23 protein-coding genes and 3 pseudogenes are annotated in these 23,932 nt (G+C 66.9%); 14 read left to right on the forward strand and 12 right to left on the reverse strand.

Features of this window, described 5'->3' with window-relative positions:
* Positions 1-4: 4 nt before the first annotated feature.
* The 9 genes and pseudogenes from sbcB to icd form a co-directional block, all read right to left on the reverse strand.
* On the reverse strand, positions 5-1,444 hold the full coding sequence (sbcB, locus tag ACAM52_RS12080; protein ID WP_369647151.1) for an exodeoxyribonuclease I: 1,440 nt from the start codon (positions 1,442-1,444) through the stop codon (positions 5-7).
* Positions 1,445-2,893: a cardiolipin synthase gene (cls, locus tag ACAM52_RS12085; RefSeq protein ID WP_062471451.1), complete on the reverse strand. Its 1,449-nt coding sequence runs from the start codon at positions 2,891-2,893 to the stop codon at positions 1,445-1,447. It lies immediately after the preceding gene.
* Positions 2,894-2,993: 100 nt separating this feature from the next.
* Entirely contained in the window at positions 2,994-5,315 is a 2,322-nt protein-coding gene (gene clpA / locus ACAM52_RS12090) for an ATP-dependent Clp protease ATP-binding subunit ClpA (protein WP_062471453.1), read from the reverse strand.
* Between the two features lie 67 nt (positions 5,316-5,382).
* Positions 5,383-5,742 carry an ATP-dependent Clp protease adapter ClpS gene (clpS, locus tag ACAM52_RS12095; protein ID WP_062471456.1) on the reverse strand — a complete coding sequence of 120 codons (360 nt, stop codon included), beginning with the start codon at positions 5,740-5,742 and terminating at the stop codon, positions 5,383-5,385.
* A gap of 140 nt (positions 5,743-5,882) precedes the next feature.
* Positions 5,883-6,467 (reverse strand): hypothetical protein, encoded by a 585-nt coding sequence (locus ACAM52_RS12100; RefSeq protein WP_369647152.1) that lies wholly within the window; start codon positions 6,465-6,467, stop codon positions 5,883-5,885.
* Complete coding sequence (locus tag ACAM52_RS12105; RefSeq protein WP_369647823.1) at positions 6,464-7,045, reverse strand: hypothetical protein; 582 nt, start codon at positions 7,043-7,045, stop codon at positions 6,464-6,466. Before ACAM52_RS12105 ends, ACAM52_RS12100 begins: the two co-directional genes overlap by 4 nt.
* A 75-nt stretch (positions 7,046-7,120) precedes the next feature.
* Positions 7,121-7,360 (reverse strand): annotated as a pseudogene (locus tag ACAM52_RS12110) (type VI secretion system ImpA family N-terminal domain-containing protein); the annotation flags it as partial.
* Positions 7,353-8,306, reverse strand: a pseudogene (locus ACAM52_RS12115) (AAA family ATPase); the annotation flags it as partial. The pseudogenes ACAM52_RS12115 and ACAM52_RS12110, both read right to left, overlap by 8 nt.
* Before the next feature lie 360 nt (positions 8,307-8,666).
* Entirely contained in the window at positions 8,667-9,926 is a 1,260-nt protein-coding gene (icd, locus tag ACAM52_RS12120; RefSeq protein WP_062471491.1) for an NADP-dependent isocitrate dehydrogenase, read from the reverse strand.
* A gap of 219 nt (positions 9,927-10,145) precedes the next feature.
* Between icd and ACAM52_RS12125 the strand changes: the two genes are divergently transcribed.
* The 3 genes from ACAM52_RS12125 to ACAM52_RS12135 all read left to right on the forward strand — a co-directional run bounded on the left by ACAM52_RS12125 (position 10,146) and on the right by ACAM52_RS12135 (position 11,388).
* Positions 10,146-10,484: a hypothetical protein gene (locus tag ACAM52_RS12125; protein WP_062471494.1), complete on the forward strand. Its 339-nt coding sequence runs from the start codon at positions 10,146-10,148 to the stop codon at positions 10,482-10,484.
* 152 nt (positions 10,485-10,636) lie between these two features.
* Positions 10,637-10,825 carry a hypothetical protein gene (locus tag ACAM52_RS12130; RefSeq protein ID WP_070060553.1) on the forward strand — a complete coding sequence of 63 codons (189 nt, stop codon included), beginning with the start codon at positions 10,637-10,639 and terminating at the stop codon, positions 10,823-10,825.
* Positions 10,826-10,917: 92 nt separating this feature from the next.
* Entirely contained in the window at positions 10,918-11,388 is a 471-nt protein-coding gene (locus ACAM52_RS12135; RefSeq protein WP_307637033.1) for a DUF192 domain-containing protein, read from the forward strand.
* A 69-nt stretch (positions 11,389-11,457) separates the two neighbouring features.
* On the opposite strand, the gene ACAM52_RS12140 is transcribed toward ACAM52_RS12135, so the two are convergent.
* Entirely contained in the window at positions 11,458-12,039 is a 582-nt protein-coding gene (locus ACAM52_RS12140) for a superoxide dismutase (RefSeq protein WP_095745206.1), read from the reverse strand.
* Between the two features lie 50 nt (positions 12,040-12,089).
* Positions 12,090-13,403, reverse strand: coding sequence for an exodeoxyribonuclease VII large subunit (gene xseA, locus ACAM52_RS12145; protein ID WP_369647153.1), 1,314 nt, complete (start codon positions 13,401-13,403; stop codon positions 12,090-12,092).
* 312 nt (positions 13,404-13,715) lie between these two features.
* On the opposite strand from xseA, the gene ACAM52_RS12150 reads away from it, so the two are divergent.
* The 6 genes and pseudogenes from ACAM52_RS12150 to adk all read left to right on the forward strand — a co-directional run bounded on the left by ACAM52_RS12150 (position 13,716) and on the right by adk (position 17,636).
* On the forward strand, positions 13,716-14,348 hold the full coding sequence (locus tag ACAM52_RS12150) for a MotA/TolQ/ExbB proton channel family protein (protein ID WP_095947709.1): 633 nt from the start codon (positions 13,716-13,718) through the stop codon (positions 14,346-14,348).
* A 130-nt stretch (positions 14,349-14,478) separates the two neighbouring features.
* The gene (locus ACAM52_RS12155) at positions 14,479-14,919 is read left to right on the forward strand and encodes a biopolymer transporter ExbD (RefSeq protein WP_083259107.1); all 441 of its coding nucleotides are present in this window, start codon (positions 14,479-14,481) and stop codon (positions 14,917-14,919) included.
* The gene (lpxK, locus tag ACAM52_RS12160) at positions 14,920-15,915 is read left to right on the forward strand and encodes a tetraacyldisaccharide 4'-kinase (RefSeq protein ID WP_369647154.1); all 996 of its coding nucleotides are present in this window, start codon (positions 14,920-14,922) and stop codon (positions 15,913-15,915) included.
* Entirely contained in the window at positions 15,896-16,078 is a 183-nt protein-coding gene (locus ACAM52_RS12165; RefSeq protein WP_013541700.1) for a Trm112 family protein, read from the forward strand. Before lpxK ends, ACAM52_RS12165 begins: the two co-directional genes overlap by 20 nt.
* A pseudogene (gene kdsB / locus ACAM52_RS12170) lies at positions 16,075-16,844 on the forward strand (3-deoxy-manno-octulosonate cytidylyltransferase). The gene ACAM52_RS12165 and the pseudogene kdsB overlap by 4 nt, the downstream one beginning before the upstream one ends.
* Positions 16,845-16,979: 135 nt before the next feature.
* A complete protein-coding gene (gene adk, locus ACAM52_RS12175; protein ID WP_062471515.1) occupies positions 16,980-17,636 on the forward strand; it encodes an adenylate kinase in 657 nt (218 codons plus the stop codon).
* Between the two features lie 30 nt (positions 17,637-17,666).
* Here the strand turns inward: adk and ACAM52_RS12180 are convergent, their stop codons facing one another.
* Positions 17,667-18,653 carry an asparaginase gene (locus ACAM52_RS12180; protein WP_369647155.1) on the reverse strand — a complete coding sequence of 329 codons (987 nt, stop codon included), beginning with the start codon at positions 18,651-18,653 and terminating at the stop codon, positions 17,667-17,669.
* Between the two features lie 73 nt (positions 18,654-18,726).
* Here ACAM52_RS12180 and lexA point away from each other — a divergent pair, with 73 nt between their 5' ends.
* From lexA to ACAM52_RS12205, 5 genes are all read left to right on the forward strand, one after another.
* Positions 18,727-19,410 carry a transcriptional repressor LexA gene (gene lexA / locus ACAM52_RS12185; protein WP_062471522.1) on the forward strand — a complete coding sequence of 228 codons (684 nt, stop codon included), beginning with the start codon at positions 18,727-18,729 and terminating at the stop codon, positions 19,408-19,410.
* 143 nt (positions 19,411-19,553) lie between these two features.
* Complete coding sequence (locus ACAM52_RS12190) at positions 19,554-19,934, forward strand: hypothetical protein (protein ID WP_095947713.1); 381 nt, start codon at positions 19,554-19,556, stop codon at positions 19,932-19,934.
* A gap of 167 nt (positions 19,935-20,101) precedes the next feature.
* Entirely contained in the window at positions 20,102-21,109 is a 1,008-nt protein-coding gene (locus tag ACAM52_RS12195; protein WP_369647156.1) for a D-2-hydroxyacid dehydrogenase family protein, read from the forward strand.
* 4 nt (positions 21,110-21,113) lie between these two features.
* A complete protein-coding gene (locus ACAM52_RS12200; protein ID WP_307583534.1) occupies positions 21,114-22,274 on the forward strand; it encodes an MFS transporter in 1,161 nt (386 codons plus the stop codon).
* A 133-nt stretch (positions 22,275-22,407) separates the two neighbouring features.
* Positions 22,408-23,928, forward strand: a complete 1,521-nt coding sequence (locus ACAM52_RS12205; protein ID WP_369647157.1) for a 3-hydroxyacyl-CoA dehydrogenase — start codon at positions 22,408-22,410, stop codon at positions 23,926-23,928.
* The last annotated feature ends 4 nt before the right edge of the window (positions 23,929-23,932 follow it).

Consider the following 23,932-nt stretch of genomic DNA (forward strand, 5'->3'; position numbering starts at 1 on the left):
TCTTTCAGGCCTCGGGCGCGATCGACTCGGCGTACTCGTACAGCGCGCCCAGGATTTCCTCGCCGCGCTCGTCGGCGTTCTCGGACAGCGCATCGACCTCGCTGAACAGCGCCTCGATGGTGCGCGCCCCGCCCTCGCCCTTGAACAGGCGCGCCACGCGCAGCGCTTCCCAGCGCTCGGTTTCTTCCTCGTTCAGCGACTCGGGCCAGTTGCGCGCGCGGTAGCGGAAGAGGATTTCGTCGAGCCGTCCGTCGTCGAAGGCCACGCACTCCTTGGCGAGCCCCTCGGGCGACAGCCCGCGCAGCTGGTTCAGGCGCCGGCGATCGCCGTTGCCGACAAAGCCGCCGTAAAGGTCCTCATCGACATCGGGCGTCGCCTCCTTCGGCCGGGAAAAAACCTGCGACCAGATCGCGCTCATGTCGGGCAGGTCGCGCGCGATGGCGGCGTGGCGCATGGCGGTGTCCATGTCGACACCCCAGCGCTCGGCCATGGCCGGTGCCAGCGTGCGCAGGTTGCCGACCACCATCGGCGACTTGTTCAGGTGCACGCTCTTCATCGGCAGCCGCGTCATGCCTTCGGGCAGGTCGGCGGTGCGCGTGAACAGGCGCAGGCGCAGCGTCTCGGCGTCGAGGTCGCGCAGCTCGCTCGGGTCTTGCGACAGGTCCCAGGCCAGCAGTTCGTTCTTGTTGGTCGGGTGGCTGGCCAACGGCCACATCACGGCCAGGCAGCCGCGCTCGACCGGGAACATGCCCGACACATGCAAGAAGGGCTTGGCGGTCTCGCGCATCGCGGGCAGGCCGAGCTCCATCGCCACGCGGTCCTTCTTGTGCAGGCCGAAGGCGAAGTCGAAGAGCTTGGGCTGCTTGTCGCGGATGAGCCGCGCCAGCGCGATGGTGGCGCGCACGTCGGACAGCGCATCGTGCGCCGACTCGTGCAGCAGGCCGTTGGCGCGCGCCAGGTCTTCGAGCTTGAAGCTGGGCTTGCCGTCTTCCTTCTTCGGCCACTCGATGCCGTCGGGGCGCAGCGCATAGGTGAGGCGCACCACGTCGAGCAGGTCCCAGCGGCCGCAGTCGTTCTGCCATTCGCGCGCATACGGGTCGATGAGGTTGCGCCAGAACAGGAAGCGCGTGACCTCGTCGTCGAAGCGGATGGTGTTGTAGCCCACGCCGATGGTGCCGGGCTGCGAGAAGGCCTGCTCGATGTGGGCCGCGAACTCGTGCTCGGGAATGCCGCGCTCCAGGCAGACCTGCGGCGTGATGCCGGTGATCAGGCAGGCCTCGGGGCTGGGCAGGTAGTCCGGCGCGGGCTTGCAATAGATCATCAGCGGCTCGCCGACTTCGTTGAGTTCGGCATCGGTGCGGATGGCGGCGAACTGCGAGGGACGGTCGCGGCGCGGCACGGCGCCGAAGGTTTCGTAGTCGTGCCAGAGAAAGGTGTGGTTCATTCAGAGCAAGGGAGAAAACAGTCGCGCAATGGCATCGCCGAGGCGGCGCCAGAAAGTCTGCGGGCGGTGGGCGCGCACCGCGCCGGAGCTGTGCAGGTCGGTTTCGAACTGCGCCGCCAGCGGCTGGGTCAGCGCGGGCCCGTAGACCACGGCGCAGACCTCGAAGTTGAGCCGGAAGCTGCGGTTGTCGAAATTGGCGGTGCCGATCATCGCGCAATGGTCGTCGACCACCAGCGTCTTGGAATGCAGCATGCGCTCCTTGTACTCCCAGATCTTGACGCCCGCGGCGATCAGCTCGTCGAAGTAGGAGCGCGCGGCGGCGCTCACGATGGCCGAGTCGCTGCGGCGCGGCACGAGCAGCCGCACGTCGACACCGCGCAGCGCCGCGCTGGTCAGCGCCATCAGTGCGGGCTCGCCCGGCACGAAGTACGGCGTGGTGAGCCAGGCCCGGCGCGTGGCCGAATGGATGGCCTCGACGTGCATGCGGTGGATGGCCTCGAAGGCGTTGTCGGGGCCGCTGGTGACGATCTGCACCGGGATGTCGCCCGCCTCCACCTGGGGCAGCAGCGCGTCCAGGACGGCGTCGGAGCGGTGCTGCTTTTCGCCGGTGGCGTAGCTCCAGTCCTCCAGGAAGGTGGTCTGCAGCCAGCGCACCGCGCTGCCTTCGATGCGCACATGCACGTCGTGGTACGCGTCCTTGGGGTTGGTGCGCTTGTCTTCCTCGTCGGTGATGTTCACGCCGCCCGTGAAGCCCACGCGGCCGTCGCACACCACGATCTTGCGGTGGGTGCGGTAGTTGGTCACGGGGCGCAGGCGCCGGCCGATCTTGGTGTCGTGGAACAGCGCCACCTCCACACCCGCCGCGTGCATCGGCGCCATGAACTTGCGGCCGATGCGCTTGGAGCCGAGCGCGTCGAGCAGCAGGCGCACCCGCACGCCGGCCTGCGCACGCTCGACCAGCAGGTCGCGCAGCGCGGTGCCGATGCGGTCGGGCTCGAAGATGTAGTACTCGAGGTGGATGTGGTCGCGCGCCGCGCGCACGGCCTCGAAGATGGCGTCGAAGGTGCGCGCGCCGCCCGAGAGCAGCTCGACGCCCGTGGCGCTCGACACCGGCAGGCCGCAGGCGGCGGTGCCCAGCCGGGCCATCTGCTGCAGTGCCGGCGGCGCATGCTGCGAGGCGTCACGCAGCCGCGCCAAGTCGGCCTGCGCATGGGCGTTCGCGCGGTTGCGCAGGCGCTTGAGCCGCTGCTTGCGCAGCCGCTGCGGCCCCAGGAAGTAGTAGACGATGAAGCCCGCGAACGGCAGCAGCGCCAGCGACAGGATCCAGCTCATGGTGGATACCGGCGCGCGCTTTTGCATCACGATCCAGATCGACAGCACGGCGATGTAGCCGCTCCACGCCAGGGAGAGGCCGGTTTTCCATTCGTGGCTGAGTTCGGGGAGGATCAAGGCAAAAGCGGGTGAAGGCGGAGTGTTTTCGGCCGGCCCAAAGAAAAAGGCCAGCAGCGAATGCTACCGGCCTTTGACTTCGTTCCTCAGAGAGGCGGGATCAGCCCGTGGCGGCTTCCTCGGCTTCAGGCTTCGACTTGCCTTCCTTCTTCGGGATCGGCTGGATGTCGAGCAGCACTTCGTCCTTCTCGTCGAGGTCGACTTCGAGGCGACCGCCGTCGGTCAGGCGACCGAACAGCAGCTCGTCGGCCAGCGCACGACGGATCGTGTCCTGGATCAGGCGCTGCATCGGGCGTGCGCCCATCAGCGGATCGAAGCCCTTCTTCGCCAGGTGCTTGCGCAGCTTGTCGGTGAAGGTGACCTCGACCTTCTTCTCGCTGAGCTGGGTTTCCAGTTGCAGCAGGAACTTGTCGACCACGCGCAGGATGACCTGTTCGTCGAGCGCCTTGAAGTTAACGATGGCGTCCAGACGGTTGCGGAATTCGGGCGTGAACAGGCGCTTGATGTCGCCCATTTCGTCGCCGGCCTGCCGCGCGTTCGTGAAGCCGATGGTCGCCTTGTTCATGGTCTCGGCACCCGCGTTCGTCGTCATGATGATGATGACGTTGCGGAAGTCGGCCTTGCGCCCGTTGTTGTCCGTCAGCGTGCCGTGGTCCATGACCTGCAGCAGCACGTTGAAGATGTCCGGGTGCGCCTTCTCGATTTCATCGAGCAGCAGCACCGCGTGCGGCTTCTTCGTGACAGCCTCGGTCAGCAGGCCACCCTGGTCGAAACCGACGTAGCCTGGAGGCGCGCCGATCAGGCGGCTCACCGCGTGACGCTCCATGTACTCCGACATGTCGAAGCGGATCAGCTCGATGCCCATGATGTAGGCCAGCTGCTTGGCCGCTTCGGTCTTGCCGACGCCCGTGGGGCCGGAGAACAGGAACGAGCCGATCGGCTTGTCGCCCTTGCCCAGGCCCGAACGCGCCATCTTGACCGCGGAGGCCAGCACTTCGAGTGCCTTGTCCTGGCCGAACACCACGCTCTTGAGGTCGCGCTCGATCGTCTGCAGCTTGCTGCGGTCGTCGTTGCTGACGTTGGCCGGGGGAATGCGCGCGATCTTCGCGACGATTTCCTCGACCTCGGTCTTGCTGATGGTCTTCTTGCGCTTGCTCGGCGGCAGGATGCGCTGAGCGGCGCCGGCTTCGTCGATGACGTCGATCGCCTTGTCAGGCAGGTGACGGTCATTGATGTACTTGGCGCTGAGCTCGGCCGCGGCCTGCAGGGCCGCCACGGCGTACTTCACGCCATGGTGTTCCTCGAAACGCGACTTCAGGCCCTTGAGGATGTCGACGGTTTCCTGCACCGACGGCTCGACCACGTCGACCTTCTGGAAACGACGCGACAGGGCCGCATCCTTCTCGAAGATGCCACGGTATTCCGTGAAGGTGGTGGCGCCGATGCACTTGAGCTGGCCGCTGGAGAGCGCCGGCTTGAGCAGGTTCGACGCATCGAGCGTGCCGCCCGAGGCTGCGCCCGCACCGATCAGGGTGTGGATTTCGTCGATGAACAGGATGGCGTTCGGCTTGTCCTTGAGCGACTTGAGCACGCCCTTCAGGCGCTGTTCGAAGTCACCGCGGTACTTGGTGCCGGCCAGCAGCGCGCCCATGTCGAGCGAGTAGACCTGCGCCTCGGCGAGGATCTCGGGCACGTCGCCCTGGGTGATGCGCCATGCCAGGCCTTCCGCGATTGCAGTCTTGCCCACGCCGGCCTCGCCCACGAGCAGCGGGTTGTTCTTGCGCCGGCGGCACAGGATCTGGATGACGCGCTCGACCTCGTATTCGCGGCCGATCAGCGGATCGATCTTGCCGTCCTTGGCGAGCTGGTTGAGGTTTTGCGTGAACTGCTCGAGCGGCGATGCCTTCTCGTTGCGTTCGCCGCCGCCCTCTTCGCCCTCGCCCTGAGGCGCTTCGCCGCTGCCCTTGACGGCTTCCGGCGGATCGCTCTTCTTGATGCCGTGGGCAATGAAATTGACCACGTCCAGGCGGGTGACGCCCTGCTGGTGCAGGTAGTACACGGCGTGCGAATCCTTCTCGCCGAAGATCGCGACCAGCACGTTGGCGCCGGTGACTTCCTTCTTCCCGTTGCCGGTGGACTGCACATGCATGATGGCGCGCTGGATCACGCGCTGGAAACCCAGGGTGGGCTGGGTGTCGACATCGTCGGTACCCGCCACTTGCGGCGTGTTGTCCTTGATGAAGTTGGTGAGCGACGCCCGCAGGTCGTCGACGTTCGCCGAGCAGGCGCGCAGAACTTCCGCGGCGCTCGGGTTGTCCAGCAAAGCGAGCAGCAGATGTTCCACGGTGATGAACTCGTGGCGTTGCTGCCGGGCCTCGACGAAGGCCATGTGCAAGCTGACTTCCAGTTCCTGGGCAATCATGTGATTTCCTTTTGCCTTGCTGTAAATAAGTTCTCAGATGGGTTGGAGCGCGTGCAATTCAACTGGTTCACGCGACCGGTTCGCTGACACATTGCAGCGGGTGCCCTGCCTGCTGCGCGGCCTCCATCACCTGATTGACCTTGGTGGCCGCCATGTCGCGGGAATAAACCCCACAGACACCCCGGCCATCGAGGTGGATCTTGAGCATGATCTGGGTCGCCGTTTCTCGGTCCTTGCTGAAGTATTCCTGCAGGATGACGATCACGAACTCCATCGGCGTGTAGTCGTCGTTCAGCATGACGACCTGGTACATCTGGGGCGGCGCCGTTTTTTGCGGGCGGCGCTCCAGAACGACCGAATCTCCGTCGTCGCCCGCCGGTTTCTGCGCCGGTGGGGTGCTGGGAGTTTTGGGAATTCTCGTTGCCATGAAAAAGATTCTATAGAGCGTGCAAGCACCGTGCCGACGCCAACAGACTTGGTGACGCCTATTCGACAAATCAAGAGGCATGCGTCGTGTACGACAGCACGAAGACAGACGTAAAAAAACCGGCAGATTGCCGGTCTTTTTTACAGATTGCGCAGGACGGGACCTTTGGGCGCCGGCAATTTCCGGCCCGGCACCCGGGTCGGCACCGGCAGATCGGGCGGCAACGCGTCGATTTCTTCGTCGGTGAGTTCGCGTTCGGGGGCCGACTCTGCTTCCCGGTGAACGGCGGTGGACAGCGCGAGCGGCACCGGTGAGTTTTGCGGTTCGGAATCCTCGTGCAAGGCCGGTACTGGTGGCGATGCTCTCCGCCGCTGCGTGGGTGACGGTGCAACGGGCGGCGCAACCGGCCCTCCTCTTCTGCCCGCCAAGGTGGGGAGCGCGGGCGACAACGCCCGCCATTCAGCCAGCCGCCGCGCGTCCTGCTCAGCCTGCCAGTGCGCCAGCGCTGAGCGTTGCGCTTCCTGGTGCGCGGTCTGTTGCTGTCCGAGCAGCGCCAATTCGGCGCGGATTGCCTGCCGCACCTGTTCGCGCTCCGAATCCCAGGCACGGCGCTGCGCGTCGAGTTGCCTGCCGAGCCTGTGCGAGAACGCCCAGAGGCCCAGCAAGGCGCCGGCGGCGCCGACCGCGAAGCAGACGACAAGAAAGTTGGCCTGGATCAGCGTCACAGCGAAGCCTCCTCGTCGGCATCCCACTTGCGCAGCAGATCGAGCGGAATGGCGTCGGCCACCTGGGAAAACCGCAAGCCGGTCATGCGTTCGGCCTGCTTGAGCAACACGGCGACAGGACTGCTCGGTTCGTGGTTCTCGAACCATCGGCGGGCCTTGCGGATGTCACGCAGGATGTCGTCGCGTGTGGCCAGGCCCTCACCGGCCGGCGTGCTTGCCGGCCACGACGGAAGCGGGTCAGGCCTTGCTGCGGCCGCGGCAGGCGGTGCCGATGACCCGGTTCGCTGGAACGGGGCCAGCAACCGTACCAGCGCATGCAGTGGGGGTGCGTCCGGCCCCAGGTGCTGGCCGGCCCAGGCGACGATCTGCGCCGCCGCCTCGGCCGCTTGCGCCAACAGGCGCAGCGGCGCCTGGTCGTCGCCCGACGCGGCGGCCGCGAGGTCTGCCAACTGCTGCGCCATGGCCTCGGGACTGGCTGCATCCGGCGCCCGGGGCGTCGCAAAGGCGCGCTCGACTTCACGCACCGTCAGGTGCCGCGCGGCATTGGCTGCAATGACGACTTCTCGCACGTCGCTCAACAGGCCCTCCGGATCGGCCAGCGCAGCGAGCGCATTGGCACGCACGGCCGGGTCGCGCTCGCCTTCGATCACCAACTGGGGGTGCACCGCTTCGGGCCAGGTCCGCAGCGCCTCGACCAGCAGCACCAACGACTGCGCAAGCCCTGCAGCCTGCGCCAGACGGGTGCGTGCGCGGCACAGCCAGACAAAGAGATTGATGTCCCGCGTTCGCAGCAGCAGCCGGCGGCAGTCCCGTTCGATCTCGGCCCAGTTCGGCGCGTCGGGTGCTCCGACGAACTGCCCGTACTGCGCATCGCCACGCGGGGACACCCGCACCAACCAAGGTGTGCACCTCGTCGATGAAGAGGATGACGGGCTGCACCGACTTGCCCGCCTCTTCCAGCAAGGCCTTGAGGCGGGACTCGAATTCCCCGCGCATGCTTGCGCCGGCCAACAGCGCTCCGACATCGAGGCTCCACAGGCGGCAGTTCTTCAAATCAGGCGGAACCTCGCCTTGCGCGATGGCCAACGCGAGCCCCTCGACCACCGCTGTCTTGCCGACGCCCGCGTCTCCTGTGAGCAAGGGATTGTTCTGGCGGCGACGCAGCAGGATGTCGACCATCGTGCGGATCTCGTGTCCGCGCCCGATGACCGGATCGATCTGCCCTTGAGATGCGCGCTCGGTCAGATCCGTGCAGTAGCGCCGCAACGCGGACTTTCCATCCGACGCCGCATCCGCGAGCGCGGCGCTGGCTTCGCCAGGCAGCGCTGATGGCAGCCCGGAGCCATCGTGCGGTCCTTCCTGCCCTTCGGGGGAGCCGGCCACGATGGCACCGATGGCCTCCGTCAGTTGGTCTGCTGGGATTCTCTGGAATGCAGACGAGATGCCAAGAAGCACGCGCCGCAGGTCCGGCGTCTGAAGCAGCGCAGCAAGCAGCCACGCACCACGTACGCAATGCGCGCCGAACTCGAGGCTCGAGAGTACCCACGCGCGCTCGATGGCAGCTTCGATGTGACTGGAAAAATCGGTCAGCGAGGTGGCACCGGATGGCAAGCTGGACAAGGCCGATGCGAAGTCTTTCTCGATGGCTTGCGCGTCGATCTTGTAGTGCCGGCAGATGCGGTGCAGATCGCTGTCGTTGAGCTGCCAGAGCTGGTGAATCCAGTGCGTCAGTTCGACATAGGGATTGCCACGCAGCTTGGCAAATGCAGTGGCGGATTCGATGCCGCGAAACAAGGTGAGGTTGAGCTTGCCGAACAGCGCTCGCCGAGAGATCGTCATTGCGCGATCTGCCGTGCAGCGTGCACGCCCTGTTCGATCGAGTCGTCTGCGAGGCCCCCTGTTGCCGGGCAGATTCCTGCGTTCTTTTTCCCCACTTCGCGCCCCCTATGCTTCTTGGAATGGGCGCGATTCTGGCGGCTCGCCGCGAGGCAAACACAGCACAGTTTCTACCAATAGTTAAACGAAGGACGGAGCCTATTGATCTGTGATGTTTGCCCGCCTCTCCTTACGTTCAGGGCACAAAGGAGGTAATTCGCTAACGATATCGCGAGGGCGACAGGCAAGAAAAAACCCTCGAGTCCTTTCGGAAGCTCGAGGGCTTGATAAGGGTCTGACGTTTCTCGACGTCAGCGATCGCAATTACATGTTGTCGATCATGACCTGACCGAAGCCAGAGCAGCTCACTTGCGTCGCACCGTCCATCAGGCGCGCGAAGTCGTAGGTGACCTTCTTGCTGGCGATCGATTTTTCCATCGAGCTGATGATCAGGTCGGCCGCTTCGGTCCAGCCCATGTGGCGCAGCATCATTTCGGCGGACAGGATCTCGGAACCCGGGTTCACATAGTCCTTGCCGGCGTACTTGGGGGCCGTGCCGTGGGTGGCTTCGAACATGGCGACGGTGTCGCTCAGGTTCGCGCCCGGTGCGATGCCGATGCCGCCGACCTGTGCGGCCAGTGCGTCGGACACGTAGTCGCCGTTGAGGTTCAGCGTGGCGATCACGCTGTATTCGGCGGGACGCAGCAGGATCTGCTGCAGGAACGCGTCGGCGATGCTGTCCTTGACGGTGATTTCCTTGCCCGTCTTGGGGTTCTTGAACTTCATCCAAGGGCCGCCGTCGATCAGCTCGGCACCGAATTCCTTGGCGGCCAGGTTGTAGCCCCAGTCACGGAAGCCACCTTCGGTGAACTTCATGATGTTGCCCTTGTGGACCAGGGTCACGCTCGGCTTGTCGTTGTCGATGGCGTACTGGAAGGCCTTGCGCACGAGGCGCTCGGTGCCTTCGCGCGACACGGGCTTGACGCCGATGCCCGAGGTGTTGGGGAAACGGATCTTCTTGACGCCCATCTCGTCCTGCAGGAACTTGATGAGTTTCTTGGCCTTGTCGCTTTCGGCTTCGAACTCGATGCCGGCGTAAATGTCTTCCGAGTTCTCGCGGAAGATGACCATGTTGGTCTTGTGCGGCTCTCGCACCGGGCTGGGCACGCCCTCGAAGTACTGGATGGGCCGCAGGCAGACGTACAGGTCGAGTTCCTGACGCAGCGCCACGTTCAGCGAGCGGATGCCGCCGCCGACGGGCGTGGTCAGCGGACCCTTGATGGACACCACGTAGTCGCGCACGGCATGCAGGGTTTCCTCGGGGAGCCAGACGTCGGGGCCGTAGACCTTGGTCGACTTCTCGCCGGCGTAGACCTCCATCCAGTGGATCTTCTTCTTGCCGCCGTAGGCCTTGGCCACCGCGGCGTCCACCACCTTGAGCATCACCGGCGTGATGTCCAGCCCGGTGCCGTCGCCTTCGATGAACGGAATGATCGGCTGATCGGGCACATTGAGCGAATTGTCAGCGTTGACCGTGATCTTCTGGCCTTCGGTCGGGACTTTGATGTGCTGATAGCTGGACATGAGGGGGCTTGACTCCGGGAGTGACGTAATTCGAACGACTGTCTGCGAATTCAGACAGCGAGGGAGAATCGCTGTACAGCGCGCTAACAAATCGCTGTACATTTTAGACGCAACCCATCAGCGGACAATTGTCAACCGTAGGGCGATAGAGCCCGTTACTGGCTGACCTTCTGCTCGCCGGGAGGCGTTTCCAACCAATTCTCGATAGAGGAATCATCAATGAGCAAACTTCTCGCAGTCATGATCGCTGGCCTGTTCGCCGCTGGCGCGTACGCCCAGAACCCGGCCGGTACCACGCCCGAACAAGGCAACGCGACCAACAGCAAGCCGCAAGCTCGCGCTGAAGCCAAGAAGGAAGCCAAGCCCGCTGGTCAAGTGGCTCCCGCTGCTGGCGACATCGCCAAGACGCCTGAAGGCGGCGCCTTCGGTGCCGACAAGGCTGGCGTTGCTGGCGAAAAGCGCGCCAAGACCCGCGACGATCGTCGCCGCAACAAGGACGGCAGCGTGAAGCGCAAGGCCACCCAAGGCGGCACGCCTGACATGCCCGGCGCCAAGTAAGCTGGTCTGTCCCCCTAAGAAAAGCGCTCTCCGGAGCGCTTTTTTTCGTTTGCAGTTTTGTTCAACCACTGTCAACCGGGGTTCTTGAGGTCCGTTGAATGGAGGCCTTCCGCAGGGAGGTGATCCATATCAACAATCTCAAAGGATTTCTCATGAACAAGCTGATCGCAGCCCTGGTCGCCGGCCTCTTCGCAGCCGGTGCATTCGCCCAAGCCGCCGAGCCCGCGCCCGCAGCGCCGGCCGCTCCCGCCGTCCACAAGGCCAAGGCCAAGCACACGGTCAAGAAGCACAAGGTGCGCCACGTCTCCAAGGCCCACGCGGCCGCCGCCAAGAAGGTGTAAGCTTTCAAGCTCCCGGCAATGCCCGCTTCAGCGGGCATTTTTATTGGTCACGGGCCGCCCTTCTTGTGTCCCGGCCCCGAAAGAGTCATCCGATGTTTCAGCGTCTCGCCGCGCTGCTTCTGGTGTCCGCGTCCTTCCTGGCGCCGGCCCACGCGCAGCAGCAAATCCAACCGCAACCCCAAACCGATCTGGCACGCACGCAGTTGTCGGTCGGCCTCTACAAGATCGATGCGCAAGTGGCGCAATCGCCGCGCGAACGCGAGATCGGCCTGATGTTCCGCAAGACGATGCCGCAGACCGAAGGCATGATCTTCGTGTTCGAACAGCCAGCCACGCAGTGCTTCTGGATGCGCAACACGCTGCTGCCGCTGACCGCTGCCTTCGTGGCCGACGATGGCCGTATCGTCAACCTGGTCGACATGCAACCGATGACCGAGAACTCGCATTGCTCCGAGGAGCCGGTGCGCTACGTGCTCGAAATGAACCAAGGCTGGTTCGCCAAGAAGAACATCAAGAAGGGCGCCAAGCTCGGCGGAGAGCTCTTCTCGGCCGCCAAGCGCTGAGCAACTCGGCGCGCGTAAAAAAGCCGACCCGCAGGTCGGCTTTTTTCATGGCAAGCGCCAGGTCCGGCTTCAGCCGAAGTTCTTCGCCGCGAAGTCCCAGTTGGCCAGCTTGGCCAGGAAGGTCTCGACGAACTTCGGGCGCAGGTTGCGGTAGTCGATGTAGTACGCGTGTTCCCACACGTCCACCGTCAGCAGCGCGGTGTCGGCGGTGGTCAGCGGCGTGCCGGCGGCGCCGGTGTTCACGATGTCCACCGAACCGTCGGCCTTCTTCACCAGCCACGTCCAGCCCGAACCGAAGTTGCCCACGGCCGACTTCACGAAGGCTTCCTTGAAGGCGTCGTAGCTGCCCCACTTGGCGTCGATGGCCTTGGCCAGCGCGCCGGTGGGTGCGCCGCCGCCCTGGGGCTTCATGCAGTTCCAGAAGAAGGTGTGGTTCCAGATCTGGGCGGCGTTGTTGTAGATGCCGCCGCTGGACTTCTTGACGATCTCTTCGAGCGTCATCGCTTCGAACTCGGTGCCCTTTTGCAGGTTGTTCAGGTTCACCACGTAGGCGTTGTGGTGCTTGCCGTGGTGGTATTCGAGCGTTTCCTTCGAATACTCGGGGGCCAGTGCGTCGATGGCGTACGGCAGGGGTGGGAGCACATGTTCCATGGTTTTTTCTCGTGGGTTGGTTGTGGGGAATGAAGGATTCTAGGAAGTAATCAGGGGGCAGGCGTCAGACGCGTTCCCGTCGCGCCGCCGGGCGTCACGGTCAGGTCGACCGAGCCATCCGAAAGGCGTGCGACCACGGCATCGCCGGCCTGCAGGCTGCCTGCGCTGACGACCGCGCGGCCTTCGCCGTCGGTCAGCAAGGCATAGCCGCGCTGCAGCACCAGGGCCGGGTCGAGCAGCCGCAGGCGCAGGGCCACGCGTTCGAGGCGCTCGCGCCGCTGCGTCAGCGAGCGCGCGAACTTCGCGGAGAAATCGGTGGCGATGGCCTGCGGCACCTGCGCCAGGCGCTCCCGGCGCGACAGCACCGCGTAGAGCAACCGCTGCGCGCGGTGCGCCAACCGCAACTGCTGGCGCGCGACCAGGCCCGACGGGCGCCCCAGCCGCGCGGCCGCCTGGTCCAGCCGTTGGCCGAGCACGTCGAGCCGCCCGCCCAGCGCATCGCCGAGCCGTTCATCGAGCAGGTCGAGCGCGCCGAGCCACAGGTCGCGCGGCGCGCTGACGAGTTCCGCGGCGGCCGTCGGCGTCGGTGCGCGCAGGTCGGCGCAGAAGTCGGCGATGGTGAAATCGGTTTCGTGCCCCACGCCGCTGATCACCGGCACGGGACTCTGCACGATGGTGCGCGCCAGCGTTTCGTCGTTGAAGGCCCAGAGGTCCTCGATCGAGCCCCCCCCGCGCACCAGCAGGATCACGTCGACGGCCGGCTCCAGCGTGTACAGCGACTGCAAGGCGCGCACCAGTTCGGCCGGCGCACTGGCCCCCTGCACCGCCGACGGCGCCAGCACCACGGGAATATGTGGCACACGCCGCCGCAGCGCGGTCACGACGTCATGCAGCGCCGCAGCCCCCAGCGAGGTGACAACGCCCACGGCACGCGGCATGGAGGGCAGCGCCCGTTTGCGCGCCGGGTCGAACAGGCCTTCGGCCTCGAGGCGTGCCTTGCGCTGCAGGAACTGCTCGAACAGCGCGCCCTGCCCCGCGCGCCGCAGGCTTTCGACCACCAGTTGCAGATCGCCGCGCGGTTCGTACACCGCCAGCCGGCCGCGCACTTCGACCTGGTCGCCGTCGCGCGGCGTGAAGTCGAGCAGACTCGCCGCGCGACGGAACATCGCGCAGCGCAGCTGGCCGGATTCGTCCTTGAGCGAGAAATAGCAATGACCGCTCGATGCGCGCGAGAAACCCGAAATTTCCCCGCGCACCGAGACCGGGTTGAAGCGCGCATCGAGCGCATCGGCCACCGCGCGGCACAGCGCGCCCACGGCCCACACGCGCGGCCCGGGCGCGGCATTCGGCTCCCTGAAGCTCATCGCGCCCCTCCGCCGCCGAGCGCCACTCTTCCACAACGGGCGTCGCGCCCCCCACTTTGGAGGGGTATGGTGGAACAGATGCACGAGTTCTCGTGCAAGCTGTTGATTTCATTTAAAAAAGTGCTGCTCAAAATTCAATCGATCTAACGGAAAGCCCGTCCCATGCGGGTTCGGAGACATTGCGCGATGGGTTAATCACAAAGTTATCCACAGAATCTGTGCGTCCTTGCCGACACGCAAACAAGCCGCGAGCCGATGGTGGCTCGGTGGATAATCGCCGCGCATTTGCAGTCTACGGGCCGGAGGATTTTCTTGTTTTCCATCATTGTTGCCGCGGGCTGGCCAATCTGGCCATTGCTCGCCTGTTCGGTCATCGCACTCGCGCTGGTCATTGAACGTTTCACCAGCCTGAAGACCGTCAAGGTCCTGCCGCCGAAGCTGCTGGACGAGACCATCACCGTGTCGCGCGGTGCGGTTCCCGGCCCGGATGTCGTGACCAAACTGGAAAGCAACTCGATGCTCGGCCAGGTGCTGGCCGCCGGCCTGCGCGCGCTGAACGCCAACCCGCGCTGCACCGAAGACGACCTGCGCGCCGCCATGGAGGCCTCGGGCCGCACCGTGGCGCACAAGCTCGAACGTTACCTGCCGGCGCTGGCCACCATCGCTTCGGCCGCGCCGCTGCTCGGCCTGCTGGGCACGGTGATCGGCATGATCGAGATCTTCGGCTCGCAGTCGCCCGGCAGCGGTGCGGTCGGTTCGGGCAACCCGGCGCAGCTGGCGCACGGCATCTCGATCGCGCTGTACAACACGGCCTTCGGCCTGATCGTGGCCATTCCGACGCTGATCTTCTGGCGCTACTTCCGCAGCCGCGTCGACGAGTACCTGCTGAACCTCGAACTCTCGGGCGAGCGCTTCGCGCGCCACTTGAACGCACTTCGCAAATGACGGCCATCGCAGCAACCGACGGCCGTCACACCAGGGACACCGCGGAACCGGCTTCGCCGGGCCGCAGGTGTCGCTCCCGGAAGGGGGTTGGCGTAGCGACACGAAGTGCGCGCAGCCTGGGGGTGAGCCTATGACTCGGGGCCGCATGCAGTTTCGCCACGGCGCGCGCGACGAGCCGGAGATCAATCTGATCCCGTTCATCGACGTGCTGCTGGTCGTGCTGATCTTCCTGATGCTGTCGACCACCTACAGCAAGTTCACCGAGATGCAGCTGCGGCTGCCGACAGCGGACGTCGACGCCCAGCGCGACTACCCGAAAGAGGTGATCGTGGCGGTGTCGGCTGACGGCCGCTACGTGATCAACAAGTCGCCGCTGGCGGACCGCAGCGTCGACACCGTGGCCGCCGCGCTCGGCGCTGCCGCCACCGGTGGCAAGGACAGCGTCGTGATCATCAGCGCCGACGCCGCCAGCCCGCACCAGGCCGTGGTGACGGTGATGGAGGCCGCGCGCCGCGCCGGCCTGATGCAGATCACCTTCGCCGCCCAGTCGACGGCCCAGGCCGGTCACTGAGTGTCGACCGGCGCGCGGCTGCAGGATGCCTGGCTGCGCCGCGGTGCGCTGGCCTGCCTGCTGTGGCCGCTGTCGCAGGTCTACGGCGCCCTCTTCGCGTTGCGGCGCGCCTTCTACCGATGGGGCTGGCAGAAAACCGGACGCGTGCCGGTACCCGTGATCGTGGTCGGCAATGTGATCGCGGGTGGAGCCGGCAAGACACCGGTCGTGATGGCCGTCGTGCGCCACCTTCAGGCGCGTGGCCTGCGGGTGGGCGTGGTGTCGCGCGGTTACGGCCGCCGCACCGACGACTGCCGTGAAGTCCAGGCCGACAGCGATCCGCAGGACGTCGGCGACGAACCCGCGCTGATCCACCATGCCACCGGCGCGCCGGTCTTCGTGGCCCGGGAACGCATTGACGCCGCGCGCGCCCTGCTCGAGCGACATCCGGACATCCAGGTCATCGTCAGCGACGATGGACTTCAGCATCTGGCGCTGGCCCGCGATATCGAGATCTGTGTGTTCGACGACCGCGGTGTCGGCAACGGCTGGTTGCTACCAGCCGGCCCCTTGCGCGAGCCGTGGCCACGCCGCTGCGACCTGCTGCTGCACAGCGGCGAGCGGCCTGCCTTCGCCGGTGGCTACACCGCAACCCGCGAACTGGCGCCGTACGCCCTTGCGAAGGACGGTCGACGCATCCCGCTCGACACGCTGGCCGGCCAACCCGTGATCGCGCTCGCCGCCATCGCGCGGCCGGAGGCCTTCTTCACGATGCTGCGTGCTCGCAGCCTGACGCTCGCAGACACCCTCGCGCTGCCTGACCACCACGATTTCAGCGGCTGGCAACGCCCGGCCGGTCCCGCCCTGCCCCTCGTCTGCACGGAAAAAGACGCCGTCAAGCTCTGGCAGCGGGCACCCGACGCGCTCGCCGTGCCGCTGCACTTCGAACCCTCGCCGGCGTTCTTCGCCGCCCTCGACGCGAAGCTATCATCGCTCGATGGATACCAAGCTGCTTGAACTGCTCGTCTGCCCCGTCACCAAGGGCCCGCTGACCTGGAACGCCGAGAAGCAGGAACTCTGCTCGCGCAGCGCACGCCTCGCCTATCCGGTACGCGACGGCATCCCGGTGCTGCTCGAGAACGAGGCCCGCACGCTGTCCGACGAAGAGTTGGGCCTGTGAGCTTCACCGTTCTGGTGCCGGCCCGACTGGCTTCGACGCGACTTCCCAACAAACCGCTGGCCGATATCGCCGGCCTGCCCATGGTCGTGCGCGTCGCGCATCGCGCCCGCCAATCTAGCGCCCTTCGCGTGGTGGTGGCCGGCGACGACGCTTCCATCATCGAGGCCTGCAAGGCACACGGCGTCGAAGCCCTGCTCACCCGCCAGGACCACCCCAGCGGCACCGACCGGCTGGCCGAAGCCTGCGAACAGCTCGGGCTCGACGGCGACCGATCGTCAATGTGCAGGGCGACGAGCCGCTGATCGACCCCGCGCTGATCGACGCCGTTGCCGCCACGCTGGCCGCTCGCCCGCAGGCCGCGATGAGCACCGCCGTCCACGCGATCGACTCGCTGGCCGACTTCATGAACCCGAACGTGGTGAAGGCCGTGCTCGATGCGCAAGGCCATGCGCTCTATTTCAGCCGCGCGCCGATCCCCTGGTGGCGCGACGGCTCGTCGGGCGGTGCGGCGCCGTCGGTGCTGCCCAGCCCCGCACCGCTGCGCCACATCGGCATCTACGGCTATCGCGCAGGCTTCGTGCGGCAATTCCCGTTGCTGTCGCCCGCCCCTGTCGAAGCCACCGAGGCGCTCGAACAGTTGCGCGCGCTGTGGCACGGACACCGCATCGCAGTGCATGTGAGCGATGTGGCACCGGGCCCCGGGATCGACACGCCCGAAGACCTGGCACGCGTGCGCGCCGTCTTCGCGGCCGGCTCGCCTGCGTGAGCTGCCGGCCGCCCCGAGGGAGACGGCGGCAATTTGTCACGGGGACGCATGCTATCCTCGATGCAATTCCGCCTCGGCGCGCCTGAGGGCGCGCATGGGGCGCGACACAAAATCTAAGAACCTTCCGAGGACACCATGAGACTTATTTTGCTGGGCGCGCCCGGAGCAGGCAAAGGCACGCAAGCGACCTTCATCTGCCAGAAATACGGCATTCCCCAAATCTCGACCGGCGACATGTTGCGCGCCGCGGTCAAGGCAGGCACCCCCCTCGGGCTGCAGGCCAAGACGATCATGGATTCGGGTGCACTGGTCAGCGACGACCTGATCATCAACCTCGTGAAGGAACGCATCGCGCAGCCCGACTGCAACGGCGGTTTCCTGTTCGACGGCTTCCCGCGCACCATTCCGCAGGCCGACGCCATGAAGGCGGCCGGCGTGAAGCTCGACTACGTGCTCGAGATCGACGTGCCCTTCGGCGACATCATCGAACGCATGAGCGGTCGTCGCTCGCACCCGGCATCGGGCCGCACCTACCACGTCAAGTTCAATCCGCCGAAGGTGGAAGGCAAGGACGACGTGACGGGCGAAGAGCTGATCCAGCGCGAAGACGACAAGGAAGAGACCGTGCGCAAGCGGCTCGACGTCTACAGCCAGCAGACCCGTCCGCTGGTCGACTACTACTCGGCCTGGGCCAAGACCGACCCGGCCGCCGCGCCGAAGTACCGCGCCATCCAGGGCGTGGGCACGGTCGACGAGATCACGCAGCGCGCGCTTGCCGCACTGAACAGCTGATTCAGCGGCTGATTCGTCAGCCTCTTTCTCCTAGCCGCCCTCCGCCTCCGGCAGGGCGGCCACTCCCAAGAGTTCCAGCACCAGCGCAACCCGCGCCTTCACCGGCGTGAGTGCGCCCGCGTCCCGCAGCCCGTCACCGGGTTTCGGCAGGATGCGTCCGTTCGCGCAGCGTGTGGCGCGCAACACCACCAAGCCACCGCCCTGCGCCTTCAGCGCCGCGGCTTCCAGCGCGTGGTGCACGGTGCCGTTGCCGGTCGTGGCCACGACCAGGCCGCGCAAGGGTTCCGCCGACGGGAGCAGCAAGGCCTCCACGATCGCACCGCTCGCGCCCGCGTGGCTCATGACAATCTCGACGCGGGGCCACGGCTTCGACACGGCCGTCAGCCGCGCCGCATCGAACGGCGCTCCCTGCGGCCACGCACGCACGCGCCGCACTTCGCCCTCCTCCACATAGCCGACCGGCCCCGCATCGCCCGACGCGAAGGCATCGAGACGGTAGGTGTGCACCTTCTGCACATCGAGGCCGCTGTGGATCGCGCCCGCACACACCACCGTCACGCCCTGCGCGCCCGGCGTCGAGGCCACCGCGAGCGCGTCGCGCACGTTCTGCGGACCATCGGGCGACAGGGCCGTCGCCGGGCGCATCGCGCAGGTCAGCACCACCGGCTTGGCCGGCGAGAGCACGGCGTGCAGGAAGAAGGCGGTCTCTTCCAGCGTGTCGGTGCCGTGCGTGACCACGATGCCGGCCACGTCCGGCTGCGCCAGCCAGTGTGCGCAGCGCGCGGCCAGCTGGCGCCAGGTGTCGGCGTCCATGTCCTTGCTGTCGAGCTGCGCGACCTGCTCCGCCACCAGCGCCACGCCGGCCGGCGCCTCGATGCCGCCCAGCAGGTCCGCCACGCCCACCTGTCCGGCGGTGTAGCCGATGTTGTCGCCGCTGCTGGCGGCCTTGCCGGCAATGGTGCCGCCGGTGCCCAGCACCACCACGCGGCGCGTCTCGGACGAAGAGGAATGAGTCATGGCTTGTCAACTTTTGAAAACTGGTTAAAAATACAGGTACTGGATATCTAGCCAGTGCCGCAAGGAAACCACTATGCAGTTCGCAGTGAAGCTTACCGCCCGCCAGCAGCAGATCCTGGACCTGATCCAGGGCGCCATCGCACGCACCGGTGCGCCGCCCACGCGCGCCGAAATCGCCAACGAGCTGGGCTTCAAGTCGGCCAACGCCGCCGAGGAGCACCTGCAGGCCCTGGCCCGCAAGGGTGTGATCGAACTCGTCAGCGGCACTTCGCGTGGCATCCGCCTCAAGGGCGATGCGCTGCGCTCGCTCCACGAAACGCGCCACCGCGAAGGCAACCAGTTCTCGCTCTCGCTGCCCGGCATGGCCCAGCTCGCGCTGCCGCTCATCGGCCGTGTCGCGGCGGGTTCGCCCATCCTCGCGCAAGAGCACGTCGACCAGACCTACTACGTCGAGAACACGCTGTTCCAGCGCCAGCCCGACTACCTGCTCAAGGTGCGCGGCATGTCGATGCGCGACGCCGGCATCATGGACGGCGACCTGCTCGCCGTGCAGGCCACCAAGGAAGCGCGCAACGGCCAGATCGTGGTGGCCCGCCTGGGTGAAGAAGTCACCGTGAAGCGCCTGAAGCGCAACAAGCAGGTGATCGAGCTGCACGCCGAGAACCCCGACTACCCGACCATCATCGTCCAGCCCGGCGAGCCCTTCGAGATCGAAGGCCTCGCGGTCGGCCTCATCCGCAACACGATGCTGATGTAGCCCCGGGCCTGCTGCCCACACGCAGCAGCACCTCATCCGGCCGCGACAGGTGGCGGGCGTATGGCGCGAAGTCGCCATCACCCTGTCGCGGCCGACTCAAGAAATCCTGCCTGTGTTCAACCTCATACTTTTTTGGAGTTCACATGGGAATCGCCCTCCTCGCCATCGCCGACCTCTGGTCGCCCCTGCAATCGCTGGCCACCCGCTGGATGCCTGTCCGCCGTCCGTCACGCGGTGACAGCAGCGACGCTGCTGCCGGTCTGCGCTACGTGGCCATTCGCCCGGCCTGCACGGCACGCACCGCAGGCAGCCCGGCGCCGGCCACGTCACCGTCCGCCGCCACGCCCGCCCGCCCGCTGCGCGTGGTCCGCGTGGTCGACCGCCAAGGCTCGCAGCGCGGCTGCGCCAACCGGGTCGTGATTTCCGGCCGCATGGCCGACGTGTGCGCCGAGCTCGACCGGCTCGCCGCATTGGAAGCCGCGGAAACAGGCAGCGGCACGCCCCGCCCCAGCCACCTGCACTGAGAAAGTGCCAACGAACCCGCCGTGCCTGCGCACTCTGTGCGCCCCTCATGCGCACGGCGGATTCACTGGAATCGGCCTGAAACAGGCCTTCCGGCCGCCATCCGGCACCGGGTATCCAAACGTTCACACGTGCGACGCGCCGATGCTGCGAGGCACAATGGCATGCCATGAACATTGTGATCCTCGACGACTACCAGGACGCCGTGCGCAAGCTGCAGTGCGCTGCCAAGCTGGACGCTTACGCCGCCAAGGTCTACACCAACACGGTCAAAGGCATCAGTCAGCTGTCGGTTCGCCTCAAGGATGCGGACGTCATCGTGCTCATCCGCGAGCGCAGCCAGATCTCCCGCCAGCTGATCGAGAAGCTGCCCAAGCTCAAGCTGATTTCCCAGACCGGTCGCGTCGGCGGCCACATCGACGTCACGGCCTGCACCGAACGCGGTGTGGCGGTGGCCGAAGGTTCGGGCTCGCCGCAGGCGCCCGCCGAACTCACCTGGGCGCTGATCATGGCGGCCATGCGCCGCCTGCCGCAGTACATCAGCAACCTCAAGCACGGGGCCTGGCAGCAGTCGGGCCTCAAGTCGGCGTCGATGCCGCCGAATTTCGGCGTGGGCTCGGTGCTCAAGGGCAAGACGCTGTGCATCTGGGGCTACGGCCGCATCGGCCAGCTGGTGGCGCGCTACGGGCAGGCCTTCGGCATGCAGGTCGTGATCTGGGGCCGCGAGGCCAGCTGCGCCAAGGCGCGCTCCGACGGCTTCCAGGTCGCACAGAACCGCCACGAATTCTTTGCCGCCGCCGACGTGCTGTCGGTGCACCTGCGACTCAACGAGGACACCCAGGGCCTCGTCAAGCTCGAAGACCTCTCGCGCATGAAGCCGACGGCGCTGTTCGTCAACACCTCGCGCGCCGAGCTGGTCGAGGCCGACGCCCTGCTGGCTGCGCTCAACCGCGGGCGCCCCGGACTGGCGGCCATCGACGTGTTCGAGAGCGAGCCGCCGCTGCAGGGCCATGCGCTGCTGCGCCTCGAAAACTGCATCTGCACGCCGCACATCGGCTACGTCGAGCAGGAAAGCTACGAAAGCTACTTCGGCCAGGCGTTCGACAACGTCGTGAGCTTCATCAAGGGCAACCCCACGAACATCGTGAATCCCGGCGCGCTGCAGGTCCGGCGGTGAACGCATGAGCCGGCCCGCGCCGCAGCGAGGCGCGCTCTGGGCGCTGCTGGCCGGCAATTTCGTGATCGGCACGGGCGTGATGGTCGTGCCGGGCACCCTCAATGAAATCAGCGCCTCGCTGGCCATCAAGGTCGCCACGGCAGGCCAGCTGATCAGCGCGGCCGCCTTCGTGATGTGCCTGGGCGCCCCGCTGCTGGCCGCCGCGGTCGCTGGCTGGGACCGCCGCAAGCTGCTGGCCCTCACCCTGCTCTGGTACGCCGCGGGGCACGTCGCCGCGGCGCTCGTGCCCAGCTTCGGCGCGCTGCTGCCGGTGCGCATGCTGACGGTGATCGCGCCCGCCATCTTCACGCCCCAGGCCGCGGCCTGCGCCGGCATGCTGGTGCCGCCCGAGCAGCGCGGGCGCGCCGTCACCTTCGTCTTTCTCGGCTGGTCGGTGGCCTCGGTGCTGGGCCTGCCGATCGGCGCGCTGATCGGCGGCCACCTGGGCTGGCGCATGGCCTTCATGGCCATCGCGGCGCTCAGCGTCGTGAGCGCCGCCTCGGTCTGGCTCACGCTGCCCAGCGGCATCCGGCCCGCCGCGCTCACGGCTGCCGCCTGGTCGCGCGTGCTGCGCAGCCCGGTGCTGATGGGCATCGTGTCGGTCACGGCGCTGCAGGGCGTCGGCCAGTTCGTGCTGTTCAGCTATTTCGGCCCGCTGCTCAAGCAGGGCTTCGGCGCCGACGCCAACACGCTGAGCCTGATGTGGGCGCTGTTCGGCGCCTTCGGCCTGCTGGGCAACATGGTGGTGAGCCGCTACATCGACCGCGTCGGCGCCGGGCGCATGGTGCTGCTGACGACCGGGCTGATCGCGCTGAGCCTGCTGCTGTGGCCGCTGGCCAGCACGCTGGCATGGCTCGCGGTGGTGCTCGTGCCTTGGGGCCTGGGCTGCTTTGCCACCAACTCCTCGCAGCAGGCGCGCCTGGTGGGGCTGGCGCCCGCCCTGGCGCCGGGTTCGGTGGCGCTCAACAGTTCGGGCATCTACATCGGCCAGGCCCTGGGTGCGGCACTGGGCGGCTGGCTGCTGGCGAACGACGCCACCGAGTGGATGAGCCGGGTCGGTTTTGCACTGATGCTGCTGGCCATGGGCCTGAGCATCGCCATCGATCGCAGCCGCCGCCCGGCCTGATTCCGATGCCCCGCGTAACACCCGGGGCGCGGGCCTCCCGCGAGATTGCAAAATCGGAGCTTTCGTCCGCGTCGCGCACCCGCGCCGGCGCGGCCGCCCCGGACACCCACCAACCCATGAGAACCTTGATCCCATGACAGTGAACTACCCCCGAATCGGCGTGATCGGCGCCGGCGCCATGGGGCGCGGCATCGCGCAGATCGCCGCCCAGGCCGGCAGCGAAGTGCTGCTGCTCGACAGCTTCGCAGGCGCCGCCGAGCGTGGCCGCGAAGCCCTCGCCGCCCAATGGAACAAGCTGCACGAGAAGGGCAAGATCGACGCCCCCACGCGCGACGCCTACGTGGCGCGCGTGAAGGCGGTCGACGGCATGCAGGCGCTCGCCGGCTGCGACCTCGTGGTCGAGGCCGTGGTCGAGAACCTCGAGGTCAAGCGCACGCTGTTTCGCGAGCTCGAGGACGTGGTCGCGCCCACCGCCACGCTGGTCACCAACACCTCGTCGCTGTCGGTCACGGCCATCGCGGCCGGCCTGCAGCACCCCGCGCGCTTCGCGGGCTTCCACTTCTTCAACCCCGTGCCGCTGATGAAGGTGGTCGAGGTGGTGGCGGGCTTCAAGACCTCGCCCGAGGTCTGCCAGAAGCTGGCCGGCTACGCCACGCAGATGGGCCACAGCGCCGTGCAGGCGCAGGACACGCCCGGCTTCATCGTCAACCACGCGGGCCGCGGCTACGGCACCGAGGCGCTGCGCATCGTCGGCGAAGGCGTGGCCGACTTCGCCACCATCGACCGCATCCTGAAGGACCAGGCGGGTTTTCGCCTCGGCCCGTTCGAGCTGCTCGACCTGACGGCGCTCGACGTGTCTCACCCGGTGATGGAGTCGATCTACCACCAGTACTTCGAAGAGCCGCGCTTCCGCCCGAGCGTGATCACCGCGCAGCGCCTGGCCGCTGGCGCACTCGGCCGCAAGACCGGCGAAGGCTTCTACCGCTACGACAACGGCGTGATGCAGCAGACGCCCGAGGCGCCGGCGCCGGTGATCGAAGGCACGCCCGCGGTCTGGGTGTCGCCGCGTGCCGCGCGCCGCGCCGAGCTGCTGCGCCTGGTGAACACGCTGGGTGCGCAGATCGACAGCGGCAGCGCCCCCGCACCGCAGTCGATCATCCTGGTCGCGCCGCTGGGCTTCGACGTGACGACGGTCGCGGCGGTCGAGCGGCTGGATGCCACGCGCACCGTCGGCATCGACATGCTGATCGACGACGCCGCCACCAAGCGCCGCGTGCTCGCCACCAACCCGGCCACGCGCCGCGACGTGCGCGACGCCGCGCACGCCCTCTTCGCGCGCGACGGCAAGGCCGTGAGCGTGATCCGCGACAGCGGTGGCTTCGTCACGCAGCGCGTGATCGGCGCCATCGTCAACATCGCCGCCGACATGTGCCAGCAGCGCGTGTGCACGCCGGCCGACCTCGAGACCGCCGTGCAGCTGGGCCTGGGCTATCCGCGCGGCCCGCTCGCCATGGGCAACCTCTACGGGCCGACCAACATGCTCGAAGTGCTGTTCAACCTGCAGACCGTGTATGGCGATCCGCGCTATCGCCCGAGCCCGTGGCTGCGCCGCCGCGGCGCGCTGGGCCTGAGCCTGCTGCACGAAGAAGAATAAGCAC

The organism is Variovorax sp. V118 (genome assembly GCF_041154445.1).
Classification (GTDB): domain Bacteria; phylum Pseudomonadota; class Gammaproteobacteria; order Burkholderiales; family Burkholderiaceae_C; genus Variovorax; species Variovorax boronicumulans.

Excerpts from the sequence above, each read along its gene's own strand:
- ACAM52_RS12180 (WP_369647155.1), bottom strand. The coding sequence starts at position 18,653 with ATGACTCATTCCTCTTCGTCCGAGACGCGCCGCGTGGTGGTGCTGGGC.
- clpS (WP_062471456.1), bottom strand. The coding sequence starts at position 5,742 with ATGGCAACGAGAATTCCCAAAACTCCCAGCACCCCACCGGCGCAGAAA.
- ACAM52_RS12135 (WP_307637033.1), top strand. The coding sequence starts at position 10,918 with ATGTTTCAGCGTCTCGCCGCGCTGCTTCTGGTGTCCGCGTCCTTCCTG.
- lexA (WP_062471522.1), top strand. The coding sequence starts at position 18,727 with ATGCAGTTCGCAGTGAAGCTTACCGCCCGCCAGCAGCAGATCCTGGAC.
- ACAM52_RS12140 (WP_095745206.1), bottom strand. The coding sequence starts at position 12,039 with ATGGAACATGTGCTCCCACCCCTGCCGTACGCCATCGACGCACTGGCC.
- xseA (WP_369647153.1), bottom strand. The coding sequence starts at position 13,403 with ATGAGCTTCAGGGAGCCGAATGCCGCGCCCGGGCCGCGCGTGTGGGCC.
- clpA (WP_062471453.1), bottom strand. The coding sequence starts at position 5,315 with ATGATTGCCCAGGAACTGGAAGTCAGCTTGCACATGGCCTTCGTCGAG.
- ACAM52_RS12130 (WP_070060553.1), top strand. The coding sequence starts at position 10,637 with ATGAACAAGCTGATCGCAGCCCTGGTCGCCGGCCTCTTCGCAGCCGGT.
- ACAM52_RS12155 (WP_083259107.1), top strand. The coding sequence starts at position 14,479 with ATGACTCGGGGCCGCATGCAGTTTCGCCACGGCGCGCGCGACGAGCCG.
- sbcB (WP_369647151.1), bottom strand. The coding sequence starts at position 1,444 with ATGAACCACACCTTTCTCTGGCACGACTACGAAACCTTCGGCGCCGTG.
- icd (WP_062471491.1), bottom strand. The coding sequence starts at position 9,926 with ATGTCCAGCTATCAGCACATCAAAGTCCCGACCGAAGGCCAGAAGATC.
- ACAM52_RS12125 (WP_062471494.1), top strand. The coding sequence starts at position 10,146 with ATGAGCAAACTTCTCGCAGTCATGATCGCTGGCCTGTTCGCCGCTGGC.
- ACAM52_RS12205 (WP_369647157.1), top strand. The coding sequence starts at position 22,408 with ATGACAGTGAACTACCCCCGAATCGGCGTGATCGGCGCCGGCGCCATG.
- ACAM52_RS12195 (WP_369647156.1), top strand. The coding sequence starts at position 20,102 with ATGAACATTGTGATCCTCGACGACTACCAGGACGCCGTGCGCAAGCTG.
- ACAM52_RS12165 (WP_013541700.1), top strand. The coding sequence starts at position 15,896 with ATGGATACCAAGCTGCTTGAACTGCTCGTCTGCCCCGTCACCAAGGGC.
- ACAM52_RS12200 (WP_307583534.1), top strand. The coding sequence starts at position 21,114 with ATGAGCCGGCCCGCGCCGCAGCGAGGCGCGCTCTGGGCGCTGCTGGCC.
- adk (WP_062471515.1), top strand. The coding sequence starts at position 16,980 with ATGAGACTTATTTTGCTGGGCGCGCCCGGAGCAGGCAAAGGCACGCAA.
- ACAM52_RS12190 (WP_095947713.1), top strand. The coding sequence starts at position 19,554 with ATGGGAATCGCCCTCCTCGCCATCGCCGACCTCTGGTCGCCCCTGCAA.